Annotated in this window: 24 protein-coding genes; 8 read left to right on the top strand and 16 right to left on the bottom strand. The window is 66.3% G+C overall.

Features of this window, described 5'->3' with window-relative positions; translation table 11 throughout:
* Positions 1 to 12: 12 nt before the first annotated feature.
* The 4 genes from AC3A35_RS21715 to AC3A35_RS21700 are packed head-to-tail and all read left to right on the top strand — an operon-like array spanning position 13 to position 5,413.
* On the top strand, positions 13 to 2,154 hold the full coding sequence (locus AC3A35_RS21715; RefSeq protein WP_487438456.1) for a molybdopterin-containing oxidoreductase family protein: 2,142 nt from the start codon (positions 13 to 15) through the stop codon (positions 2,152 to 2,154).
* 36 nt (positions 2,155 to 2,190) lie between these two features.
* Positions 2,191 to 2,496: a 4Fe-4S dicluster domain-containing protein gene (locus AC3A35_RS21710; protein WP_487438455.1), complete on the top strand. Its 306-nt coding sequence runs from the start codon at positions 2,191 to 2,193 to the stop codon at positions 2,494 to 2,496.
* On the top strand, positions 2,496 to 3,866 hold the full coding sequence (locus AC3A35_RS21705) for an FAD-dependent oxidoreductase (protein ID WP_487438453.1): 1,371 nt from the start codon (positions 2,496 to 2,498) through the stop codon (positions 3,864 to 3,866). Before AC3A35_RS21710 ends, AC3A35_RS21705 begins: the two co-directional genes overlap by 1 nt.
* A 44-nt stretch (positions 3,867 to 3,910) precedes the next feature.
* Positions 3,911 to 5,413, top strand: a complete 1,503-nt coding sequence (locus tag AC3A35_RS21700) for an aldehyde dehydrogenase family protein (protein WP_487438519.1) — start codon at positions 3,911 to 3,913, stop codon at positions 5,411 to 5,413.
* A 917-nt stretch (positions 5,414 to 6,330) separates the two neighbouring features.
* On the opposite strand, the gene AC3A35_RS21695 is transcribed toward AC3A35_RS21700, so the two are convergent.
* From AC3A35_RS21695 to AC3A35_RS21665, 7 genes are all read right to left on the bottom strand, one after another.
* On the bottom strand, positions 6,331 to 6,885 hold the full coding sequence (locus tag AC3A35_RS21695; protein WP_487438451.1) for a hypothetical protein: 555 nt from the start codon (positions 6,883 to 6,885) through the stop codon (positions 6,331 to 6,333).
* Between the two features lie 223 nt (positions 6,886 to 7,108).
* Complete coding sequence (locus tag AC3A35_RS21690) at positions 7,109 to 7,927, bottom strand: Ivy family c-type lysozyme inhibitor (RefSeq protein WP_487438450.1); 819 nt, start codon at positions 7,925 to 7,927, stop codon at positions 7,109 to 7,111.
* A 389-nt stretch (positions 7,928 to 8,316) separates the two neighbouring features.
* The gene (locus tag AC3A35_RS21685) at positions 8,317 to 9,111 is read right to left on the bottom strand and encodes a hypothetical protein (protein ID WP_487438449.1); all 795 of its coding nucleotides are present in this window, start codon (positions 9,109 to 9,111) and stop codon (positions 8,317 to 8,319) included.
* Between the two features lie 233 nt (positions 9,112 to 9,344).
* Positions 9,345 to 9,491: a hypothetical protein gene (locus AC3A35_RS21680; RefSeq protein WP_487438448.1), complete on the bottom strand. Its 147-nt coding sequence runs from the start codon at positions 9,489 to 9,491 to the stop codon at positions 9,345 to 9,347.
* A gap of 264 nt (positions 9,492 to 9,755) precedes the next feature.
* Positions 9,756 to 10,175 carry an organic hydroperoxide resistance protein gene (locus AC3A35_RS21675; RefSeq protein WP_487438445.1) on the bottom strand — a complete coding sequence of 140 codons (420 nt, stop codon included), beginning with the start codon at positions 10,173 to 10,175 and terminating at the stop codon, positions 9,756 to 9,758.
* A gap of 55 nt (positions 10,176 to 10,230) precedes the next feature.
* Entirely contained in the window at positions 10,231 to 10,437 is a 207-nt protein-coding gene (locus AC3A35_RS21670; protein ID WP_487438442.1) for a tautomerase family protein, read from the bottom strand.
* Between the two features lie 92 nt (positions 10,438 to 10,529).
* The gene (locus AC3A35_RS21665; RefSeq protein ID WP_487438440.1) at positions 10,530 to 11,267 is read right to left on the bottom strand and encodes an SDR family NAD(P)-dependent oxidoreductase; all 738 of its coding nucleotides are present in this window, start codon (positions 11,265 to 11,267) and stop codon (positions 10,530 to 10,532) included.
* Positions 11,268 to 11,400: 133 nt separating this feature from the next.
* On the opposite strand from AC3A35_RS21665, the gene AC3A35_RS21660 reads away from it, so the two are divergent.
* Complete coding sequence (locus tag AC3A35_RS21660) at positions 11,401 to 12,324, top strand: LysR family transcriptional regulator (protein ID WP_487438437.1); 924 nt, start codon at positions 11,401 to 11,403, stop codon at positions 12,322 to 12,324.
* Positions 12,325 to 12,379: 55 nt separating this feature from the next.
* On the opposite strand, the gene AC3A35_RS21655 is transcribed toward AC3A35_RS21660, so the two are convergent.
* Positions 12,380 to 13,342: a GlxA family transcriptional regulator gene (locus AC3A35_RS21655; RefSeq protein WP_487438434.1), complete on the bottom strand. Its 963-nt coding sequence runs from the start codon at positions 13,340 to 13,342 to the stop codon at positions 12,380 to 12,382.
* 113 nt (positions 13,343 to 13,455) lie between these two features.
* On the opposite strand from AC3A35_RS21655, the gene AC3A35_RS21650 reads away from it, so the two are divergent.
* From AC3A35_RS21650 to trhA, 3 genes are all read left to right on the top strand, one after another.
* Positions 13,456 to 14,259 (top strand): SDR family NAD(P)-dependent oxidoreductase, encoded by an 804-nt coding sequence (locus tag AC3A35_RS21650; RefSeq protein ID WP_487438433.1) that lies wholly within the window; start codon positions 13,456 to 13,458, stop codon positions 14,257 to 14,259.
* 157 nt (positions 14,260 to 14,416) lie between these two features.
* The gene (locus AC3A35_RS21645; RefSeq protein ID WP_487438431.1) at positions 14,417 to 14,638 is read left to right on the top strand and encodes a DUF2798 domain-containing protein; all 222 of its coding nucleotides are present in this window, start codon (positions 14,417 to 14,419) and stop codon (positions 14,636 to 14,638) included.
* 343 nt (positions 14,639 to 14,981) lie between these two features.
* Positions 14,982 to 15,605, top strand: a complete 624-nt coding sequence (gene trhA, locus AC3A35_RS21640) for a PAQR family membrane homeostasis protein TrhA (RefSeq protein ID WP_487438430.1) — start codon at positions 14,982 to 14,984, stop codon at positions 15,603 to 15,605.
* Positions 15,606 to 15,656: 51 nt separating this feature from the next.
* Here the strand turns inward: trhA and AC3A35_RS21635 are convergent, their stop codons facing one another.
* The 8 genes from AC3A35_RS21635 to AC3A35_RS21600 form a co-directional block, all read right to left on the bottom strand.
* On the bottom strand, positions 15,657 to 17,648 hold the full coding sequence (locus tag AC3A35_RS21635) for a serine/threonine protein kinase (RefSeq protein WP_487438428.1): 1,992 nt from the start codon (positions 17,646 to 17,648) through the stop codon (positions 15,657 to 15,659).
* 292 nt (positions 17,649 to 17,940) lie between these two features.
* Positions 17,941 to 19,065, bottom strand: a complete 1,125-nt coding sequence (locus AC3A35_RS21630; protein ID WP_487438427.1) for an MBL fold metallo-hydrolase — start codon at positions 19,063 to 19,065, stop codon at positions 17,941 to 17,943.
* A gap of 31 nt (positions 19,066 to 19,096) precedes the next feature.
* The gene (locus AC3A35_RS21625) at positions 19,097 to 19,822 is read right to left on the bottom strand and encodes a Crp/Fnr family transcriptional regulator (protein ID WP_487438518.1); all 726 of its coding nucleotides are present in this window, start codon (positions 19,820 to 19,822) and stop codon (positions 19,097 to 19,099) included.
* A 37-nt stretch (positions 19,823 to 19,859) separates the two neighbouring features.
* Positions 19,860 to 21,761, bottom strand: coding sequence for a nitric oxide reductase activation protein NorD (locus AC3A35_RS21620; protein WP_487438426.1), 1,902 nt, complete (start codon positions 21,759 to 21,761; stop codon positions 19,860 to 19,862).
* A 3-nt stretch (positions 21,762 to 21,764) separates the two neighbouring features.
* Positions 21,765 to 22,781, bottom strand: coding sequence for a 4Fe-4S binding protein (locus tag AC3A35_RS21615; protein ID WP_487438425.1), 1,017 nt, complete (start codon positions 22,779 to 22,781; stop codon positions 21,765 to 21,767).
* Positions 22,771 to 23,178 (bottom strand): magnetosome magnetite crystal formation protein family, encoded by a 408-nt coding sequence (locus AC3A35_RS21610; RefSeq protein WP_487438424.1) that lies wholly within the window; start codon positions 23,176 to 23,178, stop codon positions 22,771 to 22,773. The genes AC3A35_RS21615 and AC3A35_RS21610 overlap by 11 nt, the downstream gene beginning before the upstream one ends.
* 13 nt (positions 23,179 to 23,191) lie before the next feature.
* Entirely contained in the window at positions 23,192 to 24,007 is an 816-nt protein-coding gene (locus AC3A35_RS21605) for an AAA family ATPase (RefSeq protein ID WP_487438423.1), read from the bottom strand.
* Positions 24,004 to 24,285: a cytochrome C oxidase subunit IV family protein gene (locus tag AC3A35_RS21600; protein ID WP_487438422.1), complete on the bottom strand. Its 282-nt coding sequence runs from the start codon at positions 24,283 to 24,285 to the stop codon at positions 24,004 to 24,006. Before AC3A35_RS21600 ends, AC3A35_RS21605 begins: the two co-directional genes overlap by 4 nt.
* Positions 24,286 to 24,300 lie beyond the last annotated feature (15 nt).

Below are 24,300 nucleotides of genomic sequence, written 5' to 3'. Positions count from 1 at the left end.
AGGAGGAAGACCATGAACAATGATCGCAACGACAGCGGCACTGCCGAAACCCGAACCGTGCTCGGCGCCTGCCCGCAGGACTGTCCCGACACCTGCTCGATCGTCGCCAAGGTGCGCGACGGACGAGTGATCTCGGTGGCCGGCAATCCGCACCATCCTTACACCGCAGGGCGGCTCTGCGTGAAGGTCAATCACTACGAGGAGCGCGTGCATAGCCCCGAGAGGATCCTCCATCCGCTGCGTCGGGTGGGGCCGAAGGGCGAAGGCCGTTTCGAGCGGATTAGTTGGTCCGAGGCGCTGGACGAGATCCGCCAACGCTGGGACGGGATCATTGCCGAGTCCGGACCGCAGGCGATCCTGCCCTTCAGCTATCTGGGGACCCAGGGCACGCTGAACGGCCTGACGGTCGGCGACCCGTTCTTCAACCGCCTCGGCGCGACGATCTCCGAACGCACCTTCTGCGATTCCGGCGCCTGCACGGGGTACATCATGACCCTCGGCCCGAGCGTCGGGATGGACCCCGAGAGCCTGCGCCACGCCCGCTTCATCATCCTGTGGGCGACCAACCCGATGAGCACGAACGTGCACCTGTGGCCGATCATCGCCGACGCGCAGCAGCGCGGGGCGAAGATTGTGGTCGTGGATCCCGCGGTTTCGCGAACGGCCCGTGCCGCCGACTGGCACGTCCGCATCCGGCCCGGCACCGACGCGGCGCTGGCGCTCGGCCTGATCAACGTGATCGTGAGCGAAGGCCTGATCGACACCGACTACGTCGAGCGCTTTACGACCGGCTTCGCCGAGTTTGCCGAACGGGCGAAGGAATATCCTCCCGAGCGCGTCGCCGAATGGACCGGCGTCGAGGCCGACGAGATCCGGCGGCTCGCCCGCGAATACGCGGTCAACCAGCCGTCCGCGATCCGGATTGGTGTCGCGATCGAGCGCCATCGCGGCGGCGGCCAGGCGGTGCGGGCACTGTCCTGCCTTCCGGCGCTGGTGGGGGCCTGGCGGCGGCCGGGCGGTGGCATCCTGCAGCTTCCCCTGTGGGCCTTCCCGGTGCAGTGGGATGCGCTGTCGCGGCCCGATCTGATCCGGCCGGGAACGCGCGTGCTCAACCAGTGGCTGCTGGGTCAGGCGCTGACCGGCGCGCTGGAACTCGACCCGCCGATCCGTTCCCTCTTCGTCTACAACTCCAATCCGATGGTCGTCGTCGGCGAGCAGCAGCGGATTCGCGAGGGGCTCAGCCGCGAGGACCTATTCACCGTCGTCAGCGAGCAGTTCATGACCGATACCGTCCGCTACGCCGACATCGTCCTGCCGGCGACGACCCAGGCCGAGCAACTCGATATCATGTTCTCCTGGGGGCACCTGTACCTCAGCTACAACGCGCCATGGATTCCGCCTCAGGGCGAGGCGGTGTCCAATACCGAGCTCTTTCGCCGACTCGCCCGCACGATGGGCTTCGATGAGGACTGCTTCCGGCTTTCCGACGAGGAGCTCGTCGAACTGGCCTACGACTGGGCGCATCCGGCCATGGCGGGTATCACGCCGGAGCTCCTGCGCCGCGACGGCTATGCTCGGCTGTCACTGCCGCCGGCCGAAGCCTACGCACCGCACGCCGAAGGCGGATTCCCGACACCGTCAGGCAAGGTCGAGCTGAAGGCTTCGATGGCCGCCGGTGGCAACTTCGTGCTGCCGGTGTTCCGCCAAGGCTCCAACGAGTTCCAGGACGGCTCCCCGGTGGATCCGCTTCCGTGCTGGCACCCGGAATGGCTCGGGCAGGATGCAGCGCACCCGCTCGTGCTGCTGTCTCCGAAGAGCCACGCCTTCCTCAACTCCGGCTACGGCAATTTCGAGCGGCAGCAGCGCCATTCCGGTCCGCAGCGGGTTGCGATCCACTCCGCGGACGCCGTGGCGCGCGGCATCACCGACGGCATGACGGTACGCGTGTCGAGCGCCTCGGGCAGCTTCGACGCCCTTGCTGACGTTGGCGACGAGGTGCCGCCCGGGGTCGTGCGCGCCCCGATGGGGCACTGGCCGCAGAACGCGGGCGGTGCAGGCGTCAATGCCGCCAACTCCGCTGCATTCACCGACCTCGGCCGGGGGCCGGCCTTTTCCAACACGCGCGTCGAAGTCCACCCGGTCGATCAGCGCTGAATCGGGTAGCACTCGTTCTGAACTCAGGAGTCAACCATGCCGCACGTCGTTACCGACAACTGCCATCTGTGCAGATTCACTGAATGCGTCACCGTGTGTCCGGTGCGTTGTTTCCACGCCGACAGCGAGCGGCTCTACATCGATCCCGAGGTGTGCATCGACTGCGGCGCCTGCGTGCCGACCTGCCCGGTTCGCGCGATTTCCGACGCGTTCGACCTTGATGCCGACGGCGAGGCCTGGATCGAGCGCAATCGCGACGCCGCGGGCCGGCTGCCTCTGATCACAGAGCGTCAAGCGCCGCTGCCGGATGCCGAAGCCCGCCGCCGCGCGTTGGGGCTGTGATGGAAGCCGTCCATCGATTTGCGATCGTCGGCAGCGGGCCGAGCGGCCTGTTCGCCGCCGAGGCGCTCAAGCGGGCCTTGCCGACCTGCCGCGTCGACATCTTCGAACGGCTGCCGGTGCCCTTCGGCCTGGTCCGCTACGGCGTCGCGCCGGATCATCCCAAGCTCAAGTCGACGGCCGAGGTGCTCGCCAGCATTGCCGCGCTGCCCGGCGTGCGCTTCTTCGGCAACGTGACGGTTGGGTGTGATGTGCAGGTTTGCGATCTGCAAGCCGCCTACGACGCGGTTGTGCTCGCTTGCGGCGCCCAGGGCGAGCGGCCGCTGGACATTCCCGGCGCCGATCTCGGCAACTGCTTCGGCGCGCGGGCCTTCGTCGGCTGGTACAACGGACATCCTGACTTCGCGACGCTACAGCCGGATCTGTCCTGCGAGGAGGCCGTCGTCTACGGCCACGGCAACGTCGCGCTCGACATTTGCCGCATCCTGGCCCTGCCGGTCGACGCGCTCGCGCGGACCGACATCGCCACGCATGCGCTTGACGCGCTGGCCGACAGCCGCATCCGGCGCATTCGGCTCGTCGGGCGCCGGGGGCCGGTACAGGCGAGCTTCTCGCCGAAGGAGCTGCGGGAGCTTGCCGGGCTGGGCTCCATCGCCGTCAGTGTGCGGCCGGCCGAGCTGGCGCTCGGAGCGACCTGCCGGGCGGAACTCGCATCCGGAGCCAATCCGGCGATCGGGAGGAATATCGAGCTGCTGCGCGGAATCGCAGAGCGAGAGGAGGGCAATGCACGAGCCGCCATCGAGATCCGATTCCTGACGACCCCCACCCGGGTACGCGGTGCGCGGAACTGCGAGCGCCTCGAGCTTGTTCGCAACCATCTCAAAGGCGAAGCGTTCGAGCAGCGGGCAGTGCCGACTGAGGAGTCCATCGAATTCGGCTGCGGCCTGCTGGTTTCCGCGATCGGTTTTCGCGCCACGGCCATCCCCGGTGTGCCCTTCTACTCGCGGCAGGCCATCGTGCCCAATCGCGTCGGGCAGGTGATCGCGGACGATGGAGCGGCAATGGCAGGCGTGTTCGTGACCGGCTGGTACCGCCGAGGACCGAGCGGGGTGATCGGCACCAACCGGGCCGATGCGACCGAGGTCGTCGCGACGCTGCTCGCCTCGCTGGAGCCGCCGAAAGGCGGGCTCGAGGATCTGCCCGACTGCCTCCTGGCGCCCTGCGTGCGCCACGTCTCGCTCGCCGATTGGCAGCGGCTCGACGCCATCGAACGCGATCGTGGCCTGCTCGCGGGGCGCCCGCGCGACAAGATGTGCGCCGTGCCGGAGATGCTGGCCCACCTCGAAGACGAGCGCGCCGGCGCAGAAACATGAACGTAGAAAAAACCAACCACCAGCAAGAATGGAGACAACAATCCATGACGCAACACGCAGAGACTCAGCTCAGCGCCGCAACACGCGCCTTCCTCGGACGGGCGGGACAGATGCTGATCGGCCGGGAATGGACCGCAGCCGTGAGTGGCGAGACCTTCCAGGTGATCGATCCGGCGAACGCGAAAACGATTCTTAAGATGGCAGCAGGTAATGGCGCGGACGTCGATCGCGCGGTGTCTGCCGCACGCGCGGCCTTCGAGCGGAGCGAGTGGCCGCGCATGCGGCCGGTGGACCGGGAGCGCCTGCTGTTGCGTCTTGCGGATCTGATAGAGGCGAACGCGCAGGAGCTCGCCGAGATTGAATCGCTCGACAACGGTAAGCCGGTGACGATGGCGCGCCACGTGGACGTCGCCCTGGCAATCGATTTCCTTCGCTACATGGCGGGCTGGGCTACGAAGATCGAGGGCTCGACGATGGACGTCTCGGCACCGCTCGTGCGCGACCATGAGTTCTTCGGCTTCATGCGGCGCGAACCTGTTGGCGTTGTCGGCGCGATCATCCCGTGGAATTTCCCGCTGCTGATGGCGGCGTGGAAAGTTGGCCCCGCACTGGCCACCGGCTGCACCATGGTGCTCAAGCCCGCCGAAGAGACGCCGCTGTCGGCGCTGCGTTTTGCGGAGCTGGTGCTGGAAGCGGGCTACCCGGCGGGGGTGCTGAACGTCGTCACCGGGCTGGGCCACACGGCCGGTGCGGCCCTCGCGTCGCACAAGGGTATTGAGAAGGTCGCCTTCACTGGCTCGACCGAGATTGGCAAGCTGGTGGGCAAGGCCGCGCTCGAAAACATGACGCGCGTCTCCCTCGAACTCGGCGGCAAAAGCCCGGTGATCGTGCTCGACGACGCCGATCCGGCAATGGCGGCAGCCGGTGCGGCGCAGGCGATCTTCTTCAACCAGGGCCAGGTGTGTACAGCCGGCTCGCGCCTGTTCATCCACAAGAGCCGCTTCGACAAGGTGGTCGGCGGACTCGCCGAAATCGCCGCGGGGATGAAGCTCGGGCCGGGCATCGACCCGACGACGCAGATCGGCCCCCTAGTGTCGGCCACCCAGCAGAAGCGCGTGATGGGCTACATCGGCAGTGGCTTCGGGGAGGGCGCCCGCGCGGCGGTAGGCGGCGCGGCGGGCGACGGCCCGGGCTATTTCGTGAAGCCGACGGTGCTGGTCGATGTGCGCGACGACATGAAGGTCGTCCGCGAGGAGATCTTCGGCCCGGTTGTTGTTGCGATGCCATATGAGGACTTGGATGAAGTGGTCCGGCGCGCCAACGACACGCCTTACGGCTTGGCCGCCTCAATCTGGTCCAACGACCTTTCCCGGGTTCATCGCCTGATCCCGAAGATCAAGGCCGGCACGGTCTGGGTGAATTGCCACAACATCCTCGACTGCGCGATGCCCTTCGGCGGCTACAAACAGTCCGGCATCGGCCGGGAGATGGGCCGTGCGGTACTCGATCTATATACTGAAAGCAAATCGGTGATCGTGGCCCTGTGAGACCTCCCGCGAACCCAGCCGCCGGCCATGACGGCCCGGTGGCCGCGGCGCGCGTGGCCACCGGTATGCCGCTGGGACTCTTACAACCTTACCTTGGGATTTTCCACAGAACAGCTCACTCGACCATCTCGAACGGTGCCTTCAGCCTCGCCAGACTGGGCGCCTCGTCCCGCGTGAAGAAGCGTCCGCCACGGACGAAGCCGCGAATAACGGAGGCCTTGACTGCGAGAACCTGCCGTCGAGCGCGGGTGACGGCCCGAGCGAACGCCCTTCCTCGCTGGTACCACCGATCCCACGATACGATTGCGTTTCTTTACGCATGCGTGATGCCGTCATCACTTGGTTCAGGACGCGCACCTCCCTACGATCGGATCGGTTGCGCCCGACCGCTTCAGCGGCGCTTCGAATGTATTCGAGGTTGGCCATCACAGCACCTCGCTTCGGATTGGAAGACGGGGTCGCCAGGGTGGCGTCTCCTCACAACCCGAGGGGCGGCTGCTATGAAGTTGCCTAATTCGATGTTCGGGAGCATCTCGTATTACCTGCGGTTTCGGGATCGTGCGTTCTTCTGGGAAATTTCGGTCAAGTTCATTAAGAGATGCCATGAACGCGCATGTTGGATTTCCTCCTTCTCTCCCTCTCCTTCACGCGCGGCATCTTTTCCTTTGCCACGTTGTAGATGGTTGTGATTATGGCAATCACCACATCAGGAGCGTCGTAACTGGCAGGACGGGAGCCGGCTACGGTTTAGTTCGGGCGACATCAGGCAGGTTTCTGAGTAGGGCGGCTACTCGAATGGCTGGTTCGTGGCACAGTCGAGTGGCCGCTTCTGGCCGTAGCTACTCTCAGGACATCGCCCCTGAAACCGGTCGTTGCTGCAGCCCCACCACAGGCGACGTCTTGCCACGAAGCTCGTCTCATCGCCTTTCTGACCCCGCTTTCCCTGAGACGGGTCCGAGGATCTCCACGCCGCCCATGACATTCGTCTCGGATTCGACCACCCTGTGGAGCAGAGCGTACGACACCCGCCAGTGCTGTTGCTCGCAGGCGAGCGTGACGGTCTTGTCGTTCAGCCGGACGATCCGGCCGCTGCGCTCCTTGTGATCGCGGCCGACAAAGCCAACGAGATCACCAATGGCAACCTCATTGCGGCCCAATCCTTGTCGGGGTCTTTCTCGAATCTCGATGTCGGCACCGTCGAGATTGATCGCGGCATAGGAGATCAGCCACTGCCGACCGGTCGCCTTGTCGAGAACGACGGCCTGTTTGCGCCTCAGATCAAGCACCTGGCCCGTGCGCAATGCGTTTGCCTGGGGGTCAAAGTACGCGATCGTCTGGCCGATGCGCAACTTTGCTTGGATCGCGACCATCCAGGTCGGCTCATCGAGCGTTCGGTCGATGGTTGCGCGAAGCCGGTAAAGATCGAAGGCGGAGGCGCTTTTCAGCTGCACCAGAATTTCGGAGTAGTTCATGAGGCTTGCATTCACGGTTAATGGGCTAAACGGCCGCTTGCCACGAGCAGTTTCGGCGGCGGGCGGCCGCTTCGGGAGCGATGCCGAGAGCGTTGTATCGGCCACGAGCTGACGACCGGGGACACGGCCGGAACCGTCGTTTGCACACCGGCAAAACGTCGGGCGCACCGCAAGACGATGAGCGCAGGCGGCCATCTGAGATTAGGCCCCCAAAACCCGAAACTCACCTCCCGCTGCGATACGTGGCCTTCCATAGCCGTTCAAGTTCGGCTGTGACGGGCGGGGGTGGCGCGCCGAGGAGCGTCGAACGGCCGCGTTGAAAGACTTTTCCGTATACCGTCTGAGATGCCGCGGCATAAAGAAGAACCATGCTGTTGTCGTGGCAATCGTGGTTCTTGCAAACACTCACGAGTTGGTATTCTGTGCCGGCGACCCGCACTTTCTCCACTGGCTGTGCCGGACCGTCAAGTTCCATCAGCCACGGCTCCTTGGCGAGCGGGCCGAGCGCCTGGACGTACGGTCGCTTGAACTTCGCGTCCTTCAGCAGGTCGCTGGGCCCGATCTGGATCGGCAGTGCCGTCCCTGGCAGCATGTTGCGGTTCGGGTCGCAATGTCGCACGCGCTTTCCTTTGAAGGCCGCCGGTAGCGCGGCCATGACCTTCGGCCCGCCTTCGACCGCGGCAAAGACGCCCGAAGCGTTGCGGTAGAGCACGAATACCAGCGCTTCGCCGCCCGCGACTTCACTCGTCAATGTGGTCTCGAACTCCGGGGGCGGTGTGGCACCGAAGTACGTAGGAACCGCCTTCACATTGCGCCCGGTCAGCACCGCCTTGCCTCCGTCCTGCACGACCAGTGAATCGCCGAGGTACTTCAACTGCGGCAGCATGTAGTTCGAGCAGTCCGGGGCCAGCACGCCGCCGTAGCGCAGCATTAGCTTGGCGTCGACCTTGCCCTGCGCCCAGGCCTCTGTCGCGGCGCAGAGGAGCAACACGGTCACATCGAGAAGCAGGCGTATCGGAGATGTCGTGCAGGGCGTGTTCATCGCGCTTCCTCTCGTGCTCAGCGTGGCGCCTCCATTGTGCTCACGCATGCACCAGCCTCGCAAGGAACTGGCGTGTCACACTTGGGCCACTCAGCATTGGCGAGCGTCCGCTTTGCCCGATGGGGACAGGCCGCTCCGGGTCGGCTGCCGTCCGGTGCTGGTGACAACTCGGTGGCCGCTTGGAAACTGGAGCGGCCAGCCAGGCCAAGTGCAGTGAAATTCGAACACCAATGTCGAGACCAGTCTGAAAGCGGTCGTCCAGCCTTTTCAGGCAAGCGGCAATGGCCGCCGCCTTCCTGTAACTCAACCTTGCAGCAGCTTAATGGCAGTTTCGAGCGTCGAGCCGCCATTCGTTCCAGTGAGCCGGTTGCCGGACATCAGCTCCACGCTCAACGCGAGCGCCGCCGCCAGACGAGTGCCCCCGCTGCCAGCCCCAGCAATGCCAATCCCGCCAGCACCCACCACACGATGGTGATCGTCAGCACCGGCGGGGACAGTTTCAGCTCAGTGACCATGGTCAGCACGGCGCCATCAGGCAGGCTGAAATTCTGGTTCAGTAAGGGATTGAAGCCGGTGAAATTCACTACCGGGCGCACGGTGACTGGCGGATAAGGTGGCTGCCCAGTGAGCGAACTGGCCTGTGGCGTGCCCTGGAAATAGATCACCGAGGTCCCCTCCACTGTCAATCCATTCAGATCCGGGACCTCGAGCGCGGCTTGGGTCGGCTTGAAACCCATTCCCGTCAACTGGACCGGAACCGCACCGCCCGACTTGTTGTGGATGTCGACTTTCTCCGAGATGCGTGATGCTCCACTGCCTGTCGCGCCACCATTGACCGAATAGGCGACGGCGCCCGTCACCGTGCCGGTCATTGCCCCGGTGCCGTAGCCGAGGAGCGGACCCTGGGCATGGATCTGATTTGCGCCGACATGGGCGCCTGGGTGGATGTGACCGATGTCCAGCAAGGTGAGGGGGGCCGACGGATACACCAGAATGCGCCGGCCATCGACGGTCCATTCGACCGTGCGCGGAAGCTGTACCGGGTCGTTCGGAACATTCAAGTTGAACGTCGGGTCGTCGATCGTGAATTCGAGGCTGGAGTTCTGGTCCGACACCGTGTAGGAAGCGGCCTGCAATTGGCAGGGGCACGCGGCAAGCAACACGGCTACAAGCAGCACTCTCATGATCAAACTCCGTCGGTTGTACGTTTTTCAGGATAGTCGACGGGCACCCTCATCGGGCTGTCCGTCAGCGACGGCCCGCGAGAAGGCGTGCAGCGATCGCTGCGACCGGCAGGAGCCTGGGCGGAGCCGACTTTCCAATGTCCGCTGGGGAAGGAGGTCGACAGGCAGATCCTGGCCGATTGCCGACCGGCGCCATCCTACCCTTCGGACCGGTCCGACCTCAAACCTGCCGTTCAGGGCCGGTGGGCGAGGGCGGGGACGTGGATGGTGCGGCCTTCGACTTCGATCAGCCCGGATTTGATCAGCGCGTGCACGGTGCGCGAGAAATGCTCGTGGGTCAGGTTCAAGCGTGTAACGTTGGTGCCCGTGCCGGTGGTCATGCGGATCGAGACGGGACGGGGTCTTGCTTCCCATCGAGCAGGGCTATCCGAAATCCGTCAAGCTCCGGGTGAGTTCCGCTGCCGGGATTTTCCTGCTACCTGAGACGTTCTGACCTGCCCACAAGGCGAGAAATCGCCGTTGCCTGTCCTTTCCGCCGCTGCACGTGGCGGCGCGGATGCGGCGGCGGCCAACGGAAAGCGCGGTGCCGAGGTTCATTTGCCTCAGTTCCCGCATCGACCGAGGTCCGCAGCCGTGGCCGCGACTCAGATGACCTGGATGCTCACGTCGATGTTGTCGCGCGTGGCTTTCGAATACGGGCAGATCTGATGCGCCTCGTGCGCCAGGGTCTCGGCGAGCGCGCGCGCCAGCCCCGGCAGATGAACCTTGAGACGCGCCCGCAGGAAGAACGCATCGCTCGTCTGCCCCAGGTCCACTTCGGCATCGACAGCCACCTCGGCCGGCAGCGTGATCCTGTGTTTCAGGGCCACCCGGCCCATGGCGCCCATGAAGCAGGCCGACCAGCCGACGGCGAACAACTGCTCGGGGTTCGTGCCGGGTCGGCCGCTTCCGAACTTGCTGAGCCGGACGTCGAGCGCGCCGTCGCTGGAGCGGCCCGTGCCGTCGCGGCCGCTGGTGGTGTGGGTGTAGGCGGTGTACAGCACATTGTCGATCTGGTTGATCATGAGAATTCCTTTCTTGAAGTTGGAAGCGCCTGGGCGTGGTCCATGAGGCTGCGGCTCAGGCCGTGGGTCGGCTGCGGATGACGGTCGTCGTCTCGCCGGCATATCCCCAGTTGTCCGTGTCGATCTCTTCGATCACGACATGGGTCAGCTCGGGCGGCTTGCCGAGGACGCGCCGCAGGGATTCGGTGATGTCCTTGATGACTTGGGCTTTCTGCTCGCGGGTAGCGCCGTCGCGGGTAATGCGCACACTGACGAAGGGCATGACAGGTTCTCCAGAAAAATAGGGCGGAAACGCTCGTGGGGGAATGGGCCTGGCCGTCGCATCGTGCGGCGGCCGGGCTCATGAAGGTTGAACTACCACTTGCCCGAGCTCATGCCGCCGTCGACCGGCAAGACCACGCCCGTGGTGAATTCGGCCCTGCTCAGGTACAGCACCGCGTCCGCGATCTCGCTCACTTTGGCAATGCGTCCGGCCGGCGCCAGGGAGTTCAGGAAGCCGTGCATGTCGGGCGTATAGAGCGGGGTGTCGACGATGCCCGGGGCCACCGCGTTGACGCGGATGTTGTGCGGCGAGAGTTCGAGCGCCAGCGCGCGGGTCGCCTGGTTGATGCCGCCCTTTATCAGCACGGGCAGCGCGGCCGGCACCTCGATGTTCGATTGGAGGGCGATGCTCGCGGTGATACTCACGATGTGGCCGCGCTTGCGCGGAACCATGTGTGCGGCGGCGGCCTGCGACGCGTAGACGAAACCCTTCAGGTTGGTGGCGATCAGCGCGTCGAGCTCTTGCTCGCTGTATTCGGCGAACGGCTTGGCGATGAAGATGCCGGCGTTGTTCACCAGCACGTCGACCGCGCCGTAGCGCTCGACCGCATGGTCGATGACGCGCTGGGCGGTACCGCGTTCGCCGATGTCGCCGGCCACGCCGAGAAAGCGCGGGGAATGGTCCAGATGGGCCGCGGCGGCGGCAAGGCGCTCTTCGGTGCGCGCGTTGCCGACCACGTTGTAGCCCTGCCTGAGAAAGGCTTCCGCCAGGCCCAGGCCGATTCCGCTCGATGCGCCGGTGATGACGACGGTGCTTTGATTGCTGCTCATGATGGTGCTCCAGTGGTTGGGGGTAGGCCAGGCGTTTTGAACTGCCCCGCCCGGTGATCGAGACTCTATTGGTGCTTGAGTTGCCGATAAACCACTACACTGAAACTTCACTTGATACATGGTGTAATCAATCATGAAGCGGCACTTCGACGACATCCAGCTGGGAAGCATCGAGCTGTTTTGCCTCGCGGCGGAGACTGGCGGTTTCACCTCGGCCGCCCTGGCGGCCGGTATCACCCCCGCCGCGGTCAGCCGTGCGGTGGGCCGGCTGGAAGAGCGCATGGGTCTGCGCCTGTTCTCGCGCACGACGCGCAGCGTGCGCCTGACCGAGACCGGCCGCGCCTACTACGAGCAGTGTCGGCAGGCGCTGACGCAACTGGCGGAGGCCGAGCGCCAGGCCATGGGCCAGCAGCTCGAACCGACGGGCATGCTACGCGTCAGCATCCCGACGACCTACGGGCATTACCGTGTCCTGCCGCTGCTGCCGGAATTCCGCCGACGTCATCCTGGCGTGGAACTCCACCTCCACCTGAGCAACCGCAACATCGATTTCATCGAAGAGGGCTACGACATGGCGATCCGGGTCCGGGCACAACCGGACTCGACGCTGATCGCCCGGCACCTGGAAGATGCGGGCCTGGTGGTGGTGGCGACCAGTGAGTATCTGGAGCGCGTCGGCACCCCATCGACCCTGGACGATCTCGCGCGCCACGAATGCATCCAGTTCGAACTGCCCCGGACCGGTCGCCGGATTTCGTGGTTGTTCACCGAGGATGGCAAGGAGCGCGAGATCTTCGCCGAGAGCCGCTATTGCATCGCCGGCGACCTCCTGGGCGGTATCACCCTGACCAAACACGGCGCCGGGCTGTTCCAGACCTACCGCTTCATCGTCGAACAGGACCTGGCCGACGGCACGCTGGTCGAAGTGCTGCAAGCCTATGGCGGCCGCTCCCGCCCGTTTACGCTGCTTTATCCGCACGGACGGCATCTGCCCTTGCGAATGCGTGTCTTCATCGACTTTCTGATGGCAAAGCGGCTCGCCTGGGCTCACCCGTAAGCGTCCACACCGACGCTGACCGTGCGTGTCCGACCGTTCGGGACACGCAAGCGCGTCACGCCGCCGACGCTTCTTCCGGTCCGCCCTCGATCTGTCGCAGGCTGCGGCGCAGGCTCTGCGGCGGCTGGCCGTAGGCTCGCAGAAAGGCGCGGCGCATCCGGTCGCGGTCGGCGAAGCCGGTCTCGCGCGCGATTACCTCCATCGGGTGGCGCCCATCTTCCATCATCACCCGCGCCGCCTCCAGGCGCAGGCGCTCCACCGCCTTGGCGGGCGATTGCCCGGTCTCCTCGCGGAACACGCGAGTGAACTGGCGGGGGCTGAGGTTCGCGGCCTCGGCCAGCACCTCGACCGGGAGCGGATCGCGCAGGTGGTCCCTGGCGTAGATCAGCGCGCGGCGCACGCGATCCGAGCGCGGCTCGAGCTCCAGCAGCGCCGAGAACTGCGATTGGCCGCCCGGTCTGCGGTGATAGACGACCAGCTTGCGGGCAATGCTGCGGGCGAGGGCGGCGCCGTGATCGTCCTCGATGAGCGCGAGGGTGAGGTCGATCGCGGCACTCATCCCGGCCGAGGTCCACACCTTGCCGTCGGTGATGAAAATGCGGTCCTCTTCCACCCTGATGGCAGGAAAGCGCTCCTGCAGCCGGCGCGCATGCGCCCAGTGCGTCGTTGCGCTGCGCCCGTCGAGCAAGCCCGCCTCGGCCAGCGCAAAGGCGCCGGTGCACACCCCGGCCACGCGGCGCGACGCCTTGCCGGCCCGGTCCAGGTAGGCGCGCAAGGCAGGGGTGATGGGCCGGGGTTGCAGCTCGCCGAGCACCATCAGCGTGTCCGGCGGCTCGGCAAGCGGCACGGTCTCCACCCGAATCCCCAGCGAGGAGCGCACGGCGCCGCCGTGCTCCGACATTACCGTCAGCCGATAGACCTCCCGCCCCAATTCGGCGTTGGCGAACTCGAAGGCGGACAGGGCCGCCAAGCCCATCACCTGAAAGCCGTCTTCGAGAATGAAGCCGATGTGTCTCATGGCTGCCTCAATGGCTGTTTTTGACGTTTATACGTCGTTCACGCCATTCGTGTCCAGGGGTACCTTGTGTCCGTCACTTCGGACACCACCCAACACCAGCAAGGAGAAACACCATGAGCATCTCCCAAGGCACCGTCCTCATCACCGGCGCTTCGTCGGGCATCGGCGCGATCTACGCCGACCGTTTCGCCGCCCGCGGCCATGACCTGATCCTGGTGGCGCGCAACCAGGCGCGTCTGGCCGCCATTGCGGAGAGACTCGGTGCAAAGCACGGCGTAAGGGTCGATACGCTGGCTGCCGACCTCACCGACCGGGCCGGGCTGGCCGCGGTCGAGGATCTCCTGAAAACGGACGAGTGCATCACCCATCTCGTGAACAACGCCGGATTCGGCAGTGTGGCGCCGCTCACCGCCTCGCCGGTCGACGAAATGGAGCGCATGGTGGCGATCAACGTCACCGCCCCGATGCGCCTCGCCCACGCCGTGGTGCCCCGGTTCATCGCGCGCGGCAAGGGCTGCATCGTCAATATCTCTTCGATCGTCGCCATCGGGCCGGAGATCCTGAACGGGGTGTATGGCGCCACGAAATCCTTCGTGCTTGCCTTCAGCCACTCGCTGCGCAAGGAGCTCGACGGCACGGGTGTGCATGTGCAGGTGGTGCTGCCCGGGCCCACCGGCACCGAGTTCTGGGACGTTGCCGGGCTGCCGGTGAACAACCTGCCGAAGGAATGGGTGATGTCGGTTGCCGATCTGGTGGACGCGGCCCTGCTCGGCCTCGACCGCGGCGAGTACGCGACCATTCCGTCGTTGGCGGACCCCGACCAATGGGAGGCGTGGGAGGCTGCCCGCCAGACCATGCTGCCGCACCTGTCCAGCGCGGAGCCGGCCGAACGCTACCGCGCAAGGATTGCGGCCTGAGCAGCCGGATCGCACCCGGACGTTTCCTGCCGCCATAGGGGTCGTCCGACTTGCCCGCACGCAGCGCTCGCCGCACATCCGCATAAGGTTCCCGCGTTCGGCGGCGAGGCGCCTGCGCCATCCGAACCCCGGGGCTACCGGCTCGAAAGGAACTGCCATGAATTCGCAACTGAAACGGAAAATCGCCTTCGCCCTCTCGATGGGCGCGCTGACGACGGGGATCGTCTCCTTCGTCCTCATCGTCCTCAATCTCGGCTTCTCGGACCGATTCGCGCTGGTGTGGCTGCGCTCATGGGGGGTCGGCTACGCCCTGGCGATTCCCGCCATCCTCCTGATCGGCCCGCGGCTGCAGGCCAGGGTCGACCGGTTGTTTCCGTAGCGGGGTGCCGGTACAACGCCATGTCGTCGAGATTGGCAACGGGTGCCGGGTGGTGTTACGACTGCGAATAGGGCAGCAACGCTCATCACCGAGTTCAAGGATGTCTCCGAGGCCGGCGCCCTGCGCTGTCCGTCTAGCGACTCCATGTTGACATGCACATGGCTACGGCAGCCGGAGCGGTCAGCGGGCGGAGGCTTACGGCCGTGACCGCCCGCTGGCGATTTCTCTCCAAAGCCGACCTTGAGCGGGACGACTCACCCGCAAGCCACCTTGGCCCCTGCTCGCGCGGGGGCAATTTTTTTGTCCGGTGGTACCCTAAAGGACAGAAGCAGGGGAGGTAAAGATGACGACGCTGGAACGGTTCAACTGTTTCAGCCACTTGCTGGGAACGGTGGCGGCGGTGGCAGGCACGGTCTGGCTGCTGCTGGTGGCGGCTCCTCAGGGCGATCCCTGGCGGCTGACCAGCTTCAGCATCTATGGCACCTCGCTGATCCTGCTCTACGCCATCTCCTCCCTGTCCCATGCCCATGACGGCAGCCGTCGCGGCACCCTCACCCGGTTGGACCATTGCACCATCTATCTGCTCATCGCCGGCACCTATACCCCTTTTACCCTGGTGACCTTGCGCGGCCCCTGGGGCTGGTCCCTGTTCGGTGTGGTGTGGGGCCTGGCCCTGCTCGGCATCCTCATCGATCTGTTGTGGAAGCAGGACCGGCGCATCCTGCCGGTGATCATCTATCTGATCATGGGCTGGCTGGTGGTGTTTGCCATCAAACCATTGCGAATATTGATGGATCCCATGGGCTTCGGTCTGCTGGTGGCGGGTGGTCTCGTCTATACCCTGGGGGTGCCGTTCTTCGCCTTGGGCCGCTACTGGCCCATGCTTCACGGGATCTGGCACCTGCTGGTGCTGGCCGGCAGCCTGCTGCACTACCTGGCGATTCTCTGGTATGTGGCGCCGGGATAGGCGCGCTCGGTTTTGTGATGGAAGGCGCTCAACCGGGGCGCCCTTCTCTCCTTACGGGAGTGCCCTCACCGCGTCCGTCATACGCAGGTACTTGCACTCGGGATGATCGTAGTACTTCGGCCGCTCGCACTCCACTTTCATGCAGCGGTACAGGGAGAACTGGGTGCGCGGCCCACACTGCACCCGCGGATTGTTCGGCTCCTTCTTGACGACCTTGGCCAGGGGCGGCGGGCTCGGCGCTTCCTCCACCACAGCGGGAGGCTCGGGCGGCGACTCCTCGGCCGGCGCTTCCTCGGCCATCGCGGGAGCCTGGGGCGGCCCCTCGGCCGGCGCTTCCTCGGCCACGGCGGGAGACTCGGGCGGCGACCCCTCGGCCGGCGCTTCCGCCACCGAGGCATCTACCCCCGGAGAGGGCTCGGCCGGCGCCGCTTCCGGCGCAGCGGTTCCGGGCGGTGGCAACTGCGGCGCGGCCGCCGCGCCGGATGGCACCGGTGCAGGTAATTCCGCCGGCGGCTCGGTTGGGAGGAGAGGCGCGGGCCATCCGGCCGGTTCCGCGCTGAGCGCCATGGAGCGGAGCATCTCCTTCGCGTAGCGGTGGTCAGACCACATCATCCAGCCGCTCGCCCCCAGGACGACGAGCATCACTGCCGCAACCCCCATGAACAAGGTCCGGCGCCAGCCGCCTGCGTTCGCGTCGCCCCCCGATTGCGGAGATCCGCCGACGTCGGCCGGATCCGGGCCCAGAGCGGCCTCCAGAGCGGCCCACCAGGCAGCATCGTGGGCATCGTCGACGCTCCCGCGCGGAGCTTGTCCGGGAGGCGACACGAACTGGGTCCGGGCTTCCCGCGCCGGCGTTTGCAGCTTTGGTTCTGCTCTCGGCTCCGCTTCGGGCGGCCAAGGCTCCGAGCGCTTCCGGGTAGCGTCCTCGAGGTTTCCGCCGTCCCAGGTACTCAGGAAAGCCTTGAACGACTCGGTTTCCTCCCTGGAGGCCGGGAGCGGGGGCGACGCCCCGTGCGGCTCGGCTTCCTCGACGGCGGGCGGCAGCACGACGGATTCTGCGGCGCCCCGGTCGCCGAGCAGGGCACGCCTGAATTCGGCCACGCTCTGGGGCCGCTCCTGGGGCCTGACGTTGAGGGCCCGTTCGATCGCGGAGACGAAGGCCACGCTGTAGTTCAGCTCCGGGAAGCTGCGACCGAGGCGGTCCACCACCTGGAACAGGGGCTCCATCTGGTCGTCCACTGCGCGTACGGTGGAAGCCACTGGCGGGTGACCGCTGACGCAGTAATAGGCAACCGCGGCCAGGGCGTAGAGACTGGTCCATGGCCCCTGCCGCAGCTTTGTCGATTCGGCGTACTGCTCGATGGGTGTGAAGGCCGGCTTGAGGATGACCGTGAACGCCTCGTTGCGATCGCCGATGACGTGGCGCGCGGCGCCGAAGTCCAGCAGCACCGGGCGGCCGTCGGGCAGCAGCAGGATGTTCTCCGGCGAGATGTCCCGGTGATAGCAGGAGGCACCGTGCAGCACGTCCAGCGCGCCGAGCAGCGGCAACAGCAGGTCGCGCAGCCAGGCTTCGTCCGGCGGGCGCGCCATGGCCTCGCGCGCGAAGGCGAGCGTGATCCCCTCGTAGTAGGGCATCACCATGTAGGCGGTGCGGTTGGCCTCCCAGAAGCGATACACGCGCATCAGGGCCGGGTGGTCCAAACGGGCCAGCAGCCTGGCCTCGTCGACGAAGGACTCTAGGCCCAGGGCGAAGGTCTCCACGTGCCCGTCGGAACGCAGGGTCACCTCCATTCCGCTGCCCCGGGACGCCAGGGCGGCGGGCAGGTACTCCTTGATGGCGACCCGGCGCTGCAGGCCATGGTCCATGGCCAGATAGACGATGCCGAATCGCCCCTCGCCCAGGACGGACAGAATCTCGTACTCGGCGAGCCGGGTGCCCGGCGGCAAGGCGTCGTGGCTCGGCTCGATCCGGTGCTGTATCGGTTCCGCCCCGAAGCCGGGACCGCTGAAGGGGGGGAATTGGGAAGGAGAAGGTCGGTTCATGGGGCGATCGGCGAGACTGAGGTCGTCCGCGGGGAAGCGCTTCGACTTCGGATTGAACTTTGTCGCCGAGCACCTATCGTCCCGGGGACGCGAAGAGAAATTGACACACTGCAACAAGGGTACGCGGCTCGCCTGAAATCCGTGTGGTTTCTAATCTTTTTTCACAAATTCGGGCCGAGTTCGGGCGGCTCCCTGCCGCGGGTGGCACGCCACTGAACGCCGCCAGGCCGATGGAGGCGGACCGGAATCCGTTGCGACGGTTCACGCACTCGGGCCGCGCGCGACCCGGCAATCATTGCTCCAACGCGTAACCGGCCTCCGTCCAGGCTTTCATGCCGCCGTCCAGCGCCGCCGCGCGGCCAAAGCCCAGTTCACGCAGGGTCGCGGCCGCCAGCGTCGAGATTTTGCCGAACTCGCAGCAGGTGACGATCCGCACGGTCGGGTCGGGCAGCACGCTGTTGACCCGCAGTTCGAGCTGACCCCGGGGCAGATGGACGGCCCCGGGGATGTGGCCCGCCTTGAACGCGTCCTGCTCCCGCACATCGAGGATGACCAGGTCCTGATCGGTCCCGCCGATCCGGTCCTCGAGGTCGTCGAGTGCCATGAAAGGCACTTTCGCGGCCGCCTCGGCGAGGAGTTGCGTGACCGTTCGGCCGCCGCTCATATTGGTGCGCAGCGCTTCGGTCAGATGCGTCGGGGCAGCGAGATCCAGATGCAGCATCATCTCGACGAATGCATCGGGGTCGGTCTTCTGCAGGCGGGGATTCTCGGCGGTCTCCGCACCGATGGTCGAATGCGACCTGCCCTTGTAGTCATGGGCGGGAAAGACCAGTGTTTCCGGCGGCAGTTTCAGCAGCTTGTGGAACAGGCTGTGGTAAAGCTCATGCGGGTTGCCGGTCGGCAAATCCGTCCGTCCGGTGCCGCCAATCAGCAGCGTGTCGCCGGTAAACACCCGGTCGGCAGCGATCAGGCACATGGAGTCGCGTGTGTGTCCCGGCGTGTGGAGCGCCTTCAGCCGCAGTTCGCCGACGATCAGCATGTCACCGTCGTCGAGACGCAAGTCGGCAAAGGGCGCCGGGCTCATTCGGTTCATGACCACCGGTGCCTGCAGGACCCTGGCAAGTTCGTGGCTCGCGCTGAAGTGATCGGCGTGGGTGTGCGTGTCCACGACGTAACGGACATGCACGCCCTGCTGGTGCACGAGCCCCAGGTACTTGTCGATCTGGGACAGTTCCGGGTCGATCAGAACAGCTGCGCGCGTGGCTTCGCAGCCGAGAAGATAGGACTTGCAGCCCCCGGTGACGATCTGCTCGAAGATCATGATTCCCTCCTGCGCGGCGTCTTCTGATTCTTGTCCACGGCACTTGCCAGGGCAAGTTCGATAAGCACTCGCTCTGGATTCCGAAGCGTTCGCCACCAGCGCCGGCTCGGCCGCCTTGCCACGCGACTCAGGTCAGCGTCGCGCGCAGGCGGGCCAGATCCGGAATGTGGATGGTGCGGCCTTCCACCTCGATCAGGCCGGCGTCCACCAGTTCGTGCAGGATGCGCGAGAAATGTTCCTGGGTCAGGTTCAGACGCGAGGCGATGGTGCCCTTGCTGGTCGGCAGCCGGATGGAGACGCGGCCGCTGCGGACGACCTCGTCATTCTCCTCTTCGCGCAGCAGGTAGCCGATGATGCGGTCACGGCCGGAACGCAGGGAGTAGCTCTCGACGTCGGCGATGAGCTGGTGCAGGCGACGTGACAGTCCGGCGATGATCTTGCGGCAGAACATCGGATCGTGGCCCATCTCCTCGAACACCACCTGCTTGGCAATGTGTAATACATCACAGTCGGTCAGGGCCTGGGCCATCACCACGTAGGGCATGTCCATGAACATCACGGCCTCGCCGAAGCTCTGCCCCTGGCGCAGGATCTCGACCACTTTCTCGTTGCCCTCCGACGAGGTGAACGCGAGCTTGATCTGGCCGCGTACGATCAGGTGAAAGCCGGTGCACGGGTCGCCGCGATGAAACAGGATATCGCCCTTGGCGGCGGAAGTTTCGCGTGCGCCGCGGGCAAAGCGCGCAATCTCCTCCCGGGCAAGGCCGTCGAACAGCGGGGCGGCGGCCAGCAGCTGGCAGATCCGTTCCGCGTCGGAGCCCGAACTCCGGGGGGCCGATTCCGGCGCGCGCATTGCTTCCTTGCAGGGCAGGTCGCATCGGGTCATGACATCACCTCGTGAGCTGGGCATAGAACATCGGCAGTCGGGCAGGGAGTTCTTCCGGCTTGCGGATCACCGCAAAACCGGCAGGACCGAACAGGTGGGGCAGGTAGCTCGCGCCTTCGCGGTCGATGGTGACGCAGAACGGCACCACGCCGCGGCGCCGCGCTTCGACCACGGCCATGCGGGTGTCTTCGATGCCATAGCGGCCGTCGTAGAGGTCGAGGTCGTTGGGTTTGCCGTCGGACAGGATCAGCAGGATGCGGCGGGCGGCGCGCTGGGTGTCGAGCAGATTGGTGGCGTGGCGGATCGCTGCGCCCAGCCGGGTGTAGTAGCCGGGCTTGATCGCCATCACGCGGCCACGGACGCGGTCGTCGAAGCGCTCGTCGAAGCCTTTCAGGTGATGGAAACGCACATTGCTCCGTTTCACCGACGAAAACCCGCACAGCGCAAAGCGGTCGCCGGTGGCCGACAAGGCCTCGCCGAACAGCAGCAGGCTGTCGCGGATGACATCGATCACCCGTGCTTCGCTCGACACCCAGGTGTCGGTGGACAGGGACAGGTCGGCCAGCGCCAGGCAGGCCATGTCGCGTTCGCGCTTCTCGAGCGTGAGCCACAGCAGATCGGAGGGTTGCTGGCCGCAGGCGCGGTCGGTAGTCGAGCGCACCGCGGCGTCGACGTCGAGTTCGCTGCCATCGACCTGGGCCTTGATCCAGCGTCGGCCGGGCTGCAGCAGCGCGAACTGCTGGTGCAGCCTGCGCGCGGTGCGGCGCAGACGCTCGGGCAGCGCGACCGGGGCGGCACGCGGGTCGTCCGCTGCGGCGGCCATCTCGAGCAGGCGCACATGATCCTCGCGCAGCAGGTTCTTGCGGTAATCCCATTCCGGCAGCGGAATGCCGGCGCCGAGCTCCACATCGTCCTCGGCCGCCGAGGGCAGGTCGAGGTCGAAGCGGATCTTCGACGCGGTGCGCTCGCCGTCGCGGGTCAGCGACAGCTTGTCGAGATTGGCGGCCGCGGCGGCTGCGTTCGGATCGGGGTCGTCATCCTCGCTGCGTTTGACCTTGAGGAACTCGGCCACCGACAGCAGGCTTTCGGCGCGGAAGAAGATCATCAGGCCGTGCTTCTCCGGCGGGGCGTCCACGCGCTCGGTCTTGTGCGCACGGCGTTCGGTTTCCTCGCTGCCGGGCTCGGAGGGCGCTGCGGACTCGCCGTTGTCGCCGGACTGGCTCTCGCCGCGAACCGGTTCGGCGGTTTCCGCGGGCGGGCACGCGAGCCACGGCAGCAAGGGCTGCGCGGCGGGCGCTTCGGCGGGCACCGGGGGCAGTCCGATCACGCTGCCCGGTACTTCGATTGCGCTGCGCAGGGCGCGCTCGCGCGCCGCTTCGGCGGCCGGGAGCTTGTTCGGGTCGGGGCGCTGGGCGAGGGTGGCCGCAACCACGCGGCGATACCGTGCTTCGAGCCCGGGCCAGCGCGCGAGGGCGTGCAGGGTGGCGTGCTGGTTGCGCTGCAGTTCGTGGCTCTGGCGATCGGCCGCGTGCGGGCCGGCGTGCGCACTGCCCGCCAGCTCGGCGTGGGCTGCGGCGAGGGCGGCAAGCCACAGGTAGAGTTCGCGGTTGAGCGCACTATCGGGGAAGGCGTCGATGCGTGGCGGCAGGCGCAAGGTGCTGTCGTCCATGCGGGCGCGGGCCAGTTTCTCGCCGCTTCCGGCCAGGCGCGCGAGCCAGCTGCGGCGGGCGCCGTGGGTGTCATCGGTCGCTGCGGCGACGCGCAGGCCGCCGTCGCCGCCGAGGGCGCGGAACATCACCCCCACGGTGCGCTCGACCTCCTTGAGCGTGATGCCCGCCTCCGGATAACTGCCTCCGGCGGCACGGGTGATCAGGCGATGCCACAGTTTGCCGACTGCTTCTTCCATGACTTAGTGTTCCCGTCCGGCGCGGAAGCCGGCTTCGTTCTGGCGCGCAGCCTCGTTCTCGACCCAGTGCAGCAGCGGGCCGTCCGGATTGTCGCGCTGGGTTTCGCCACAGGCGTCGATGCACTGCGCACACTGGGTGCAGGTAAACATGTGGCGCTTGATGTTGCGCGGGGTCAGCCGCATCGGGCATACCGCATCGCAGGCGGATTGTTTCTCGGGCAGGCAGGTGGCGCAGTCGCTCGCCCGTGCGCGGAAGAAGCCCACCACCATGGCTTTCGGGTTGCTCATCCACGCCAGGCTCTGGAACAGCCCTACCGCGCATGCATAACGGCAGAACAGGTGACGGGCGAAGAGAAACTCGATCGACAGGGCGGTGGTGGCCGCGGCGATGAAGATGCCCTGGTTGCGGGTGAGTTCACCGCTCACCAGGTTGCCGTACACCTCGCCCGGCGGCAGCAGGTAGGTCAGGAAGACCACCGCCCAGGTGAACGCAAATCCCACCGCTGCCGGCACCACGATGCCCCACCAGCGCGCATCCGGTTTGCGCCGGGTGCCGTCGGCCAGCCACGGCGTGATCGGCGCCTTTTCCCACACGCTGGGTTTGCCCGAGGCGCGCACCATCAGGTTGTTGATCGTTTCCACCACCGAGAAGTGGGGGCACAGCCAGCCGCAGTAGAGCCGGCCCCAGCGCCAGGCGATGAACAGAAAGGCGCCCGCGCCGCCGAGCAGCGGCAGAAACAGCCGCAGCATGACGTTGGCACCAGCCTCGAGCGCGCCGATGCGCCCGGCGAGAAAGGCGTCCAGTCCCAGGCGCCATTCGAGGCCGAGCAGCCAGGCGTGGCCGGCGTCGAGGTCGTAGCGCAGGATGTTGAACACCGGAGCGAGCACGAACAGGACGAAAAACCCGATCTGGAACAGCGCGCGACGCGGTTGCAGCGAGCGCGTCCGGGCGCTGCCCGCCACCGCGATCGGAATGATGCGGCGTGCATCGGGCCGAAGGCGGGGCAGGTCAGTCGTCACGACGGGGTCCCACGAGCGGGTAACGCCAGCTGCGGCCATTGATGGCACGTACCAGTCCCATGACGCCGAGCAGGATCAGGCCGGCATGGAACAACACGAAATACAGCACCCCGATCACCCACGACCACGGATTGTCGAAACCGCCGAGAACGAAGATCGCCACGCTGATCGATACCAGCAGAGCGCCGCCCCAGATGCAGGTCACCACGGTCTGGCGCAGGTGGTTGCGGACCAGCGGGTCGGGATGGTTGCGATGGCGCAACCAGAGGCCGAGCAGGATCAGGAAGGCGATTCCGGGCAGCAGCATCAGGTTGATGATGAACAGCGCCTCGGCGGCAACCGCAAGGACCGGGCCGGGCATCAGGTGCTTGAGCGGATCCTTGCGCTCTATCGTCATCGGGTCGGGCCGCTCAACGGCCGAAAGTGGCGGAGACCACTTCCATCAACGCGTCGACGATCTCGGTATCGTCGGTGAGGCTCTCGACGATTGCCGCGCGGCAAGCCGCGACCGGGTCCATGCCGGCCTTGATCAGCAGTGCGGCGTAGATCAGCAACCGGGTGCTGGCGGCTTCCTCGAGGTCGTGATCCTTGAGCGCGCGCAGCGCACCGGCGATGCCGACCAGGCGGCGGGCGAGATCGGGCTCGCAGGCGGTCTCGCCAATCAGGATTGCCTCCTCGCGCGCAGCCGCCGGAAAGTCGAAGCGCAGGCTGACGAAGCGCTGCCGGGTGGACGGCTTCATGCCCTTGAGCAGATTCTGGTAACCCGGGTTGTAGGACACCACCAGCATGAATCCGGGCGGGGCCTGCAGCAGCTCACCGGTGCGGTCGATCGGCAGCAGGCGGCGGTCGTCGGCGAGCGGATGCAGCACCACGGTGGTGTCCTTGCGCGCTTCGACCACTTCGTCCAGATAGCAGATGCCGCCTTCGCGCACCGCGCGGGTGAGCGGGCCGTCGCACCATACGGTCTCGCCGTCGCCGATCAGATGACGGCCGACCAGGTCGGCGGCGGTCAGATCGTCGTGGCAGGCCACCGTGTACAAGGGCAGGCCGAGCCGCGCCGCCATGTGGGCGACGAAGCGGGTCTTGCCGCAGCCGGTGGGGCCCTTGATCAGCAGCGGCAGGCGGTTCTTCCACGCGTGCTCGAACACGGTGATCTCGTCCCCGGAGGGCTGATAGAAGGGGGCGTCGACTTGGCGCGCCGCGAGCGGGGGGAGGTCGTTTTTCATGTGGGCATTCCGTTCCGGTAAGCAAGGCCGATCAGCGCCCAGACGAGCGCCATCCAGCCCAGGGTGAGGACGCGCCACATCAGCGGCGCGCGGCGCAGGGCCATGAAATCGAGGATCACCACGCTGCCTTTGGCAAAGGACAGCACGGCGAGAAAGGCGACGACGAGGGCGCCGCTGCTGCCGCGCTCGCCAACCGCCCAGGTCAGTGCGGTGGCGACAATCAGCAGCAGCCACAGGACGGTGGCGCGGGCCGGGGTGCCATGGGTGTCGGTGTGCATGCGGTCGTGCTCCTG

This window comes from Azoarcus sp. Soil_N_20 (assembly GCF_057656155.1).
Note: the sequence above shows the minus strand (reverse complement) of the source record. Positions and strands in the feature narration are given on the sequence as shown.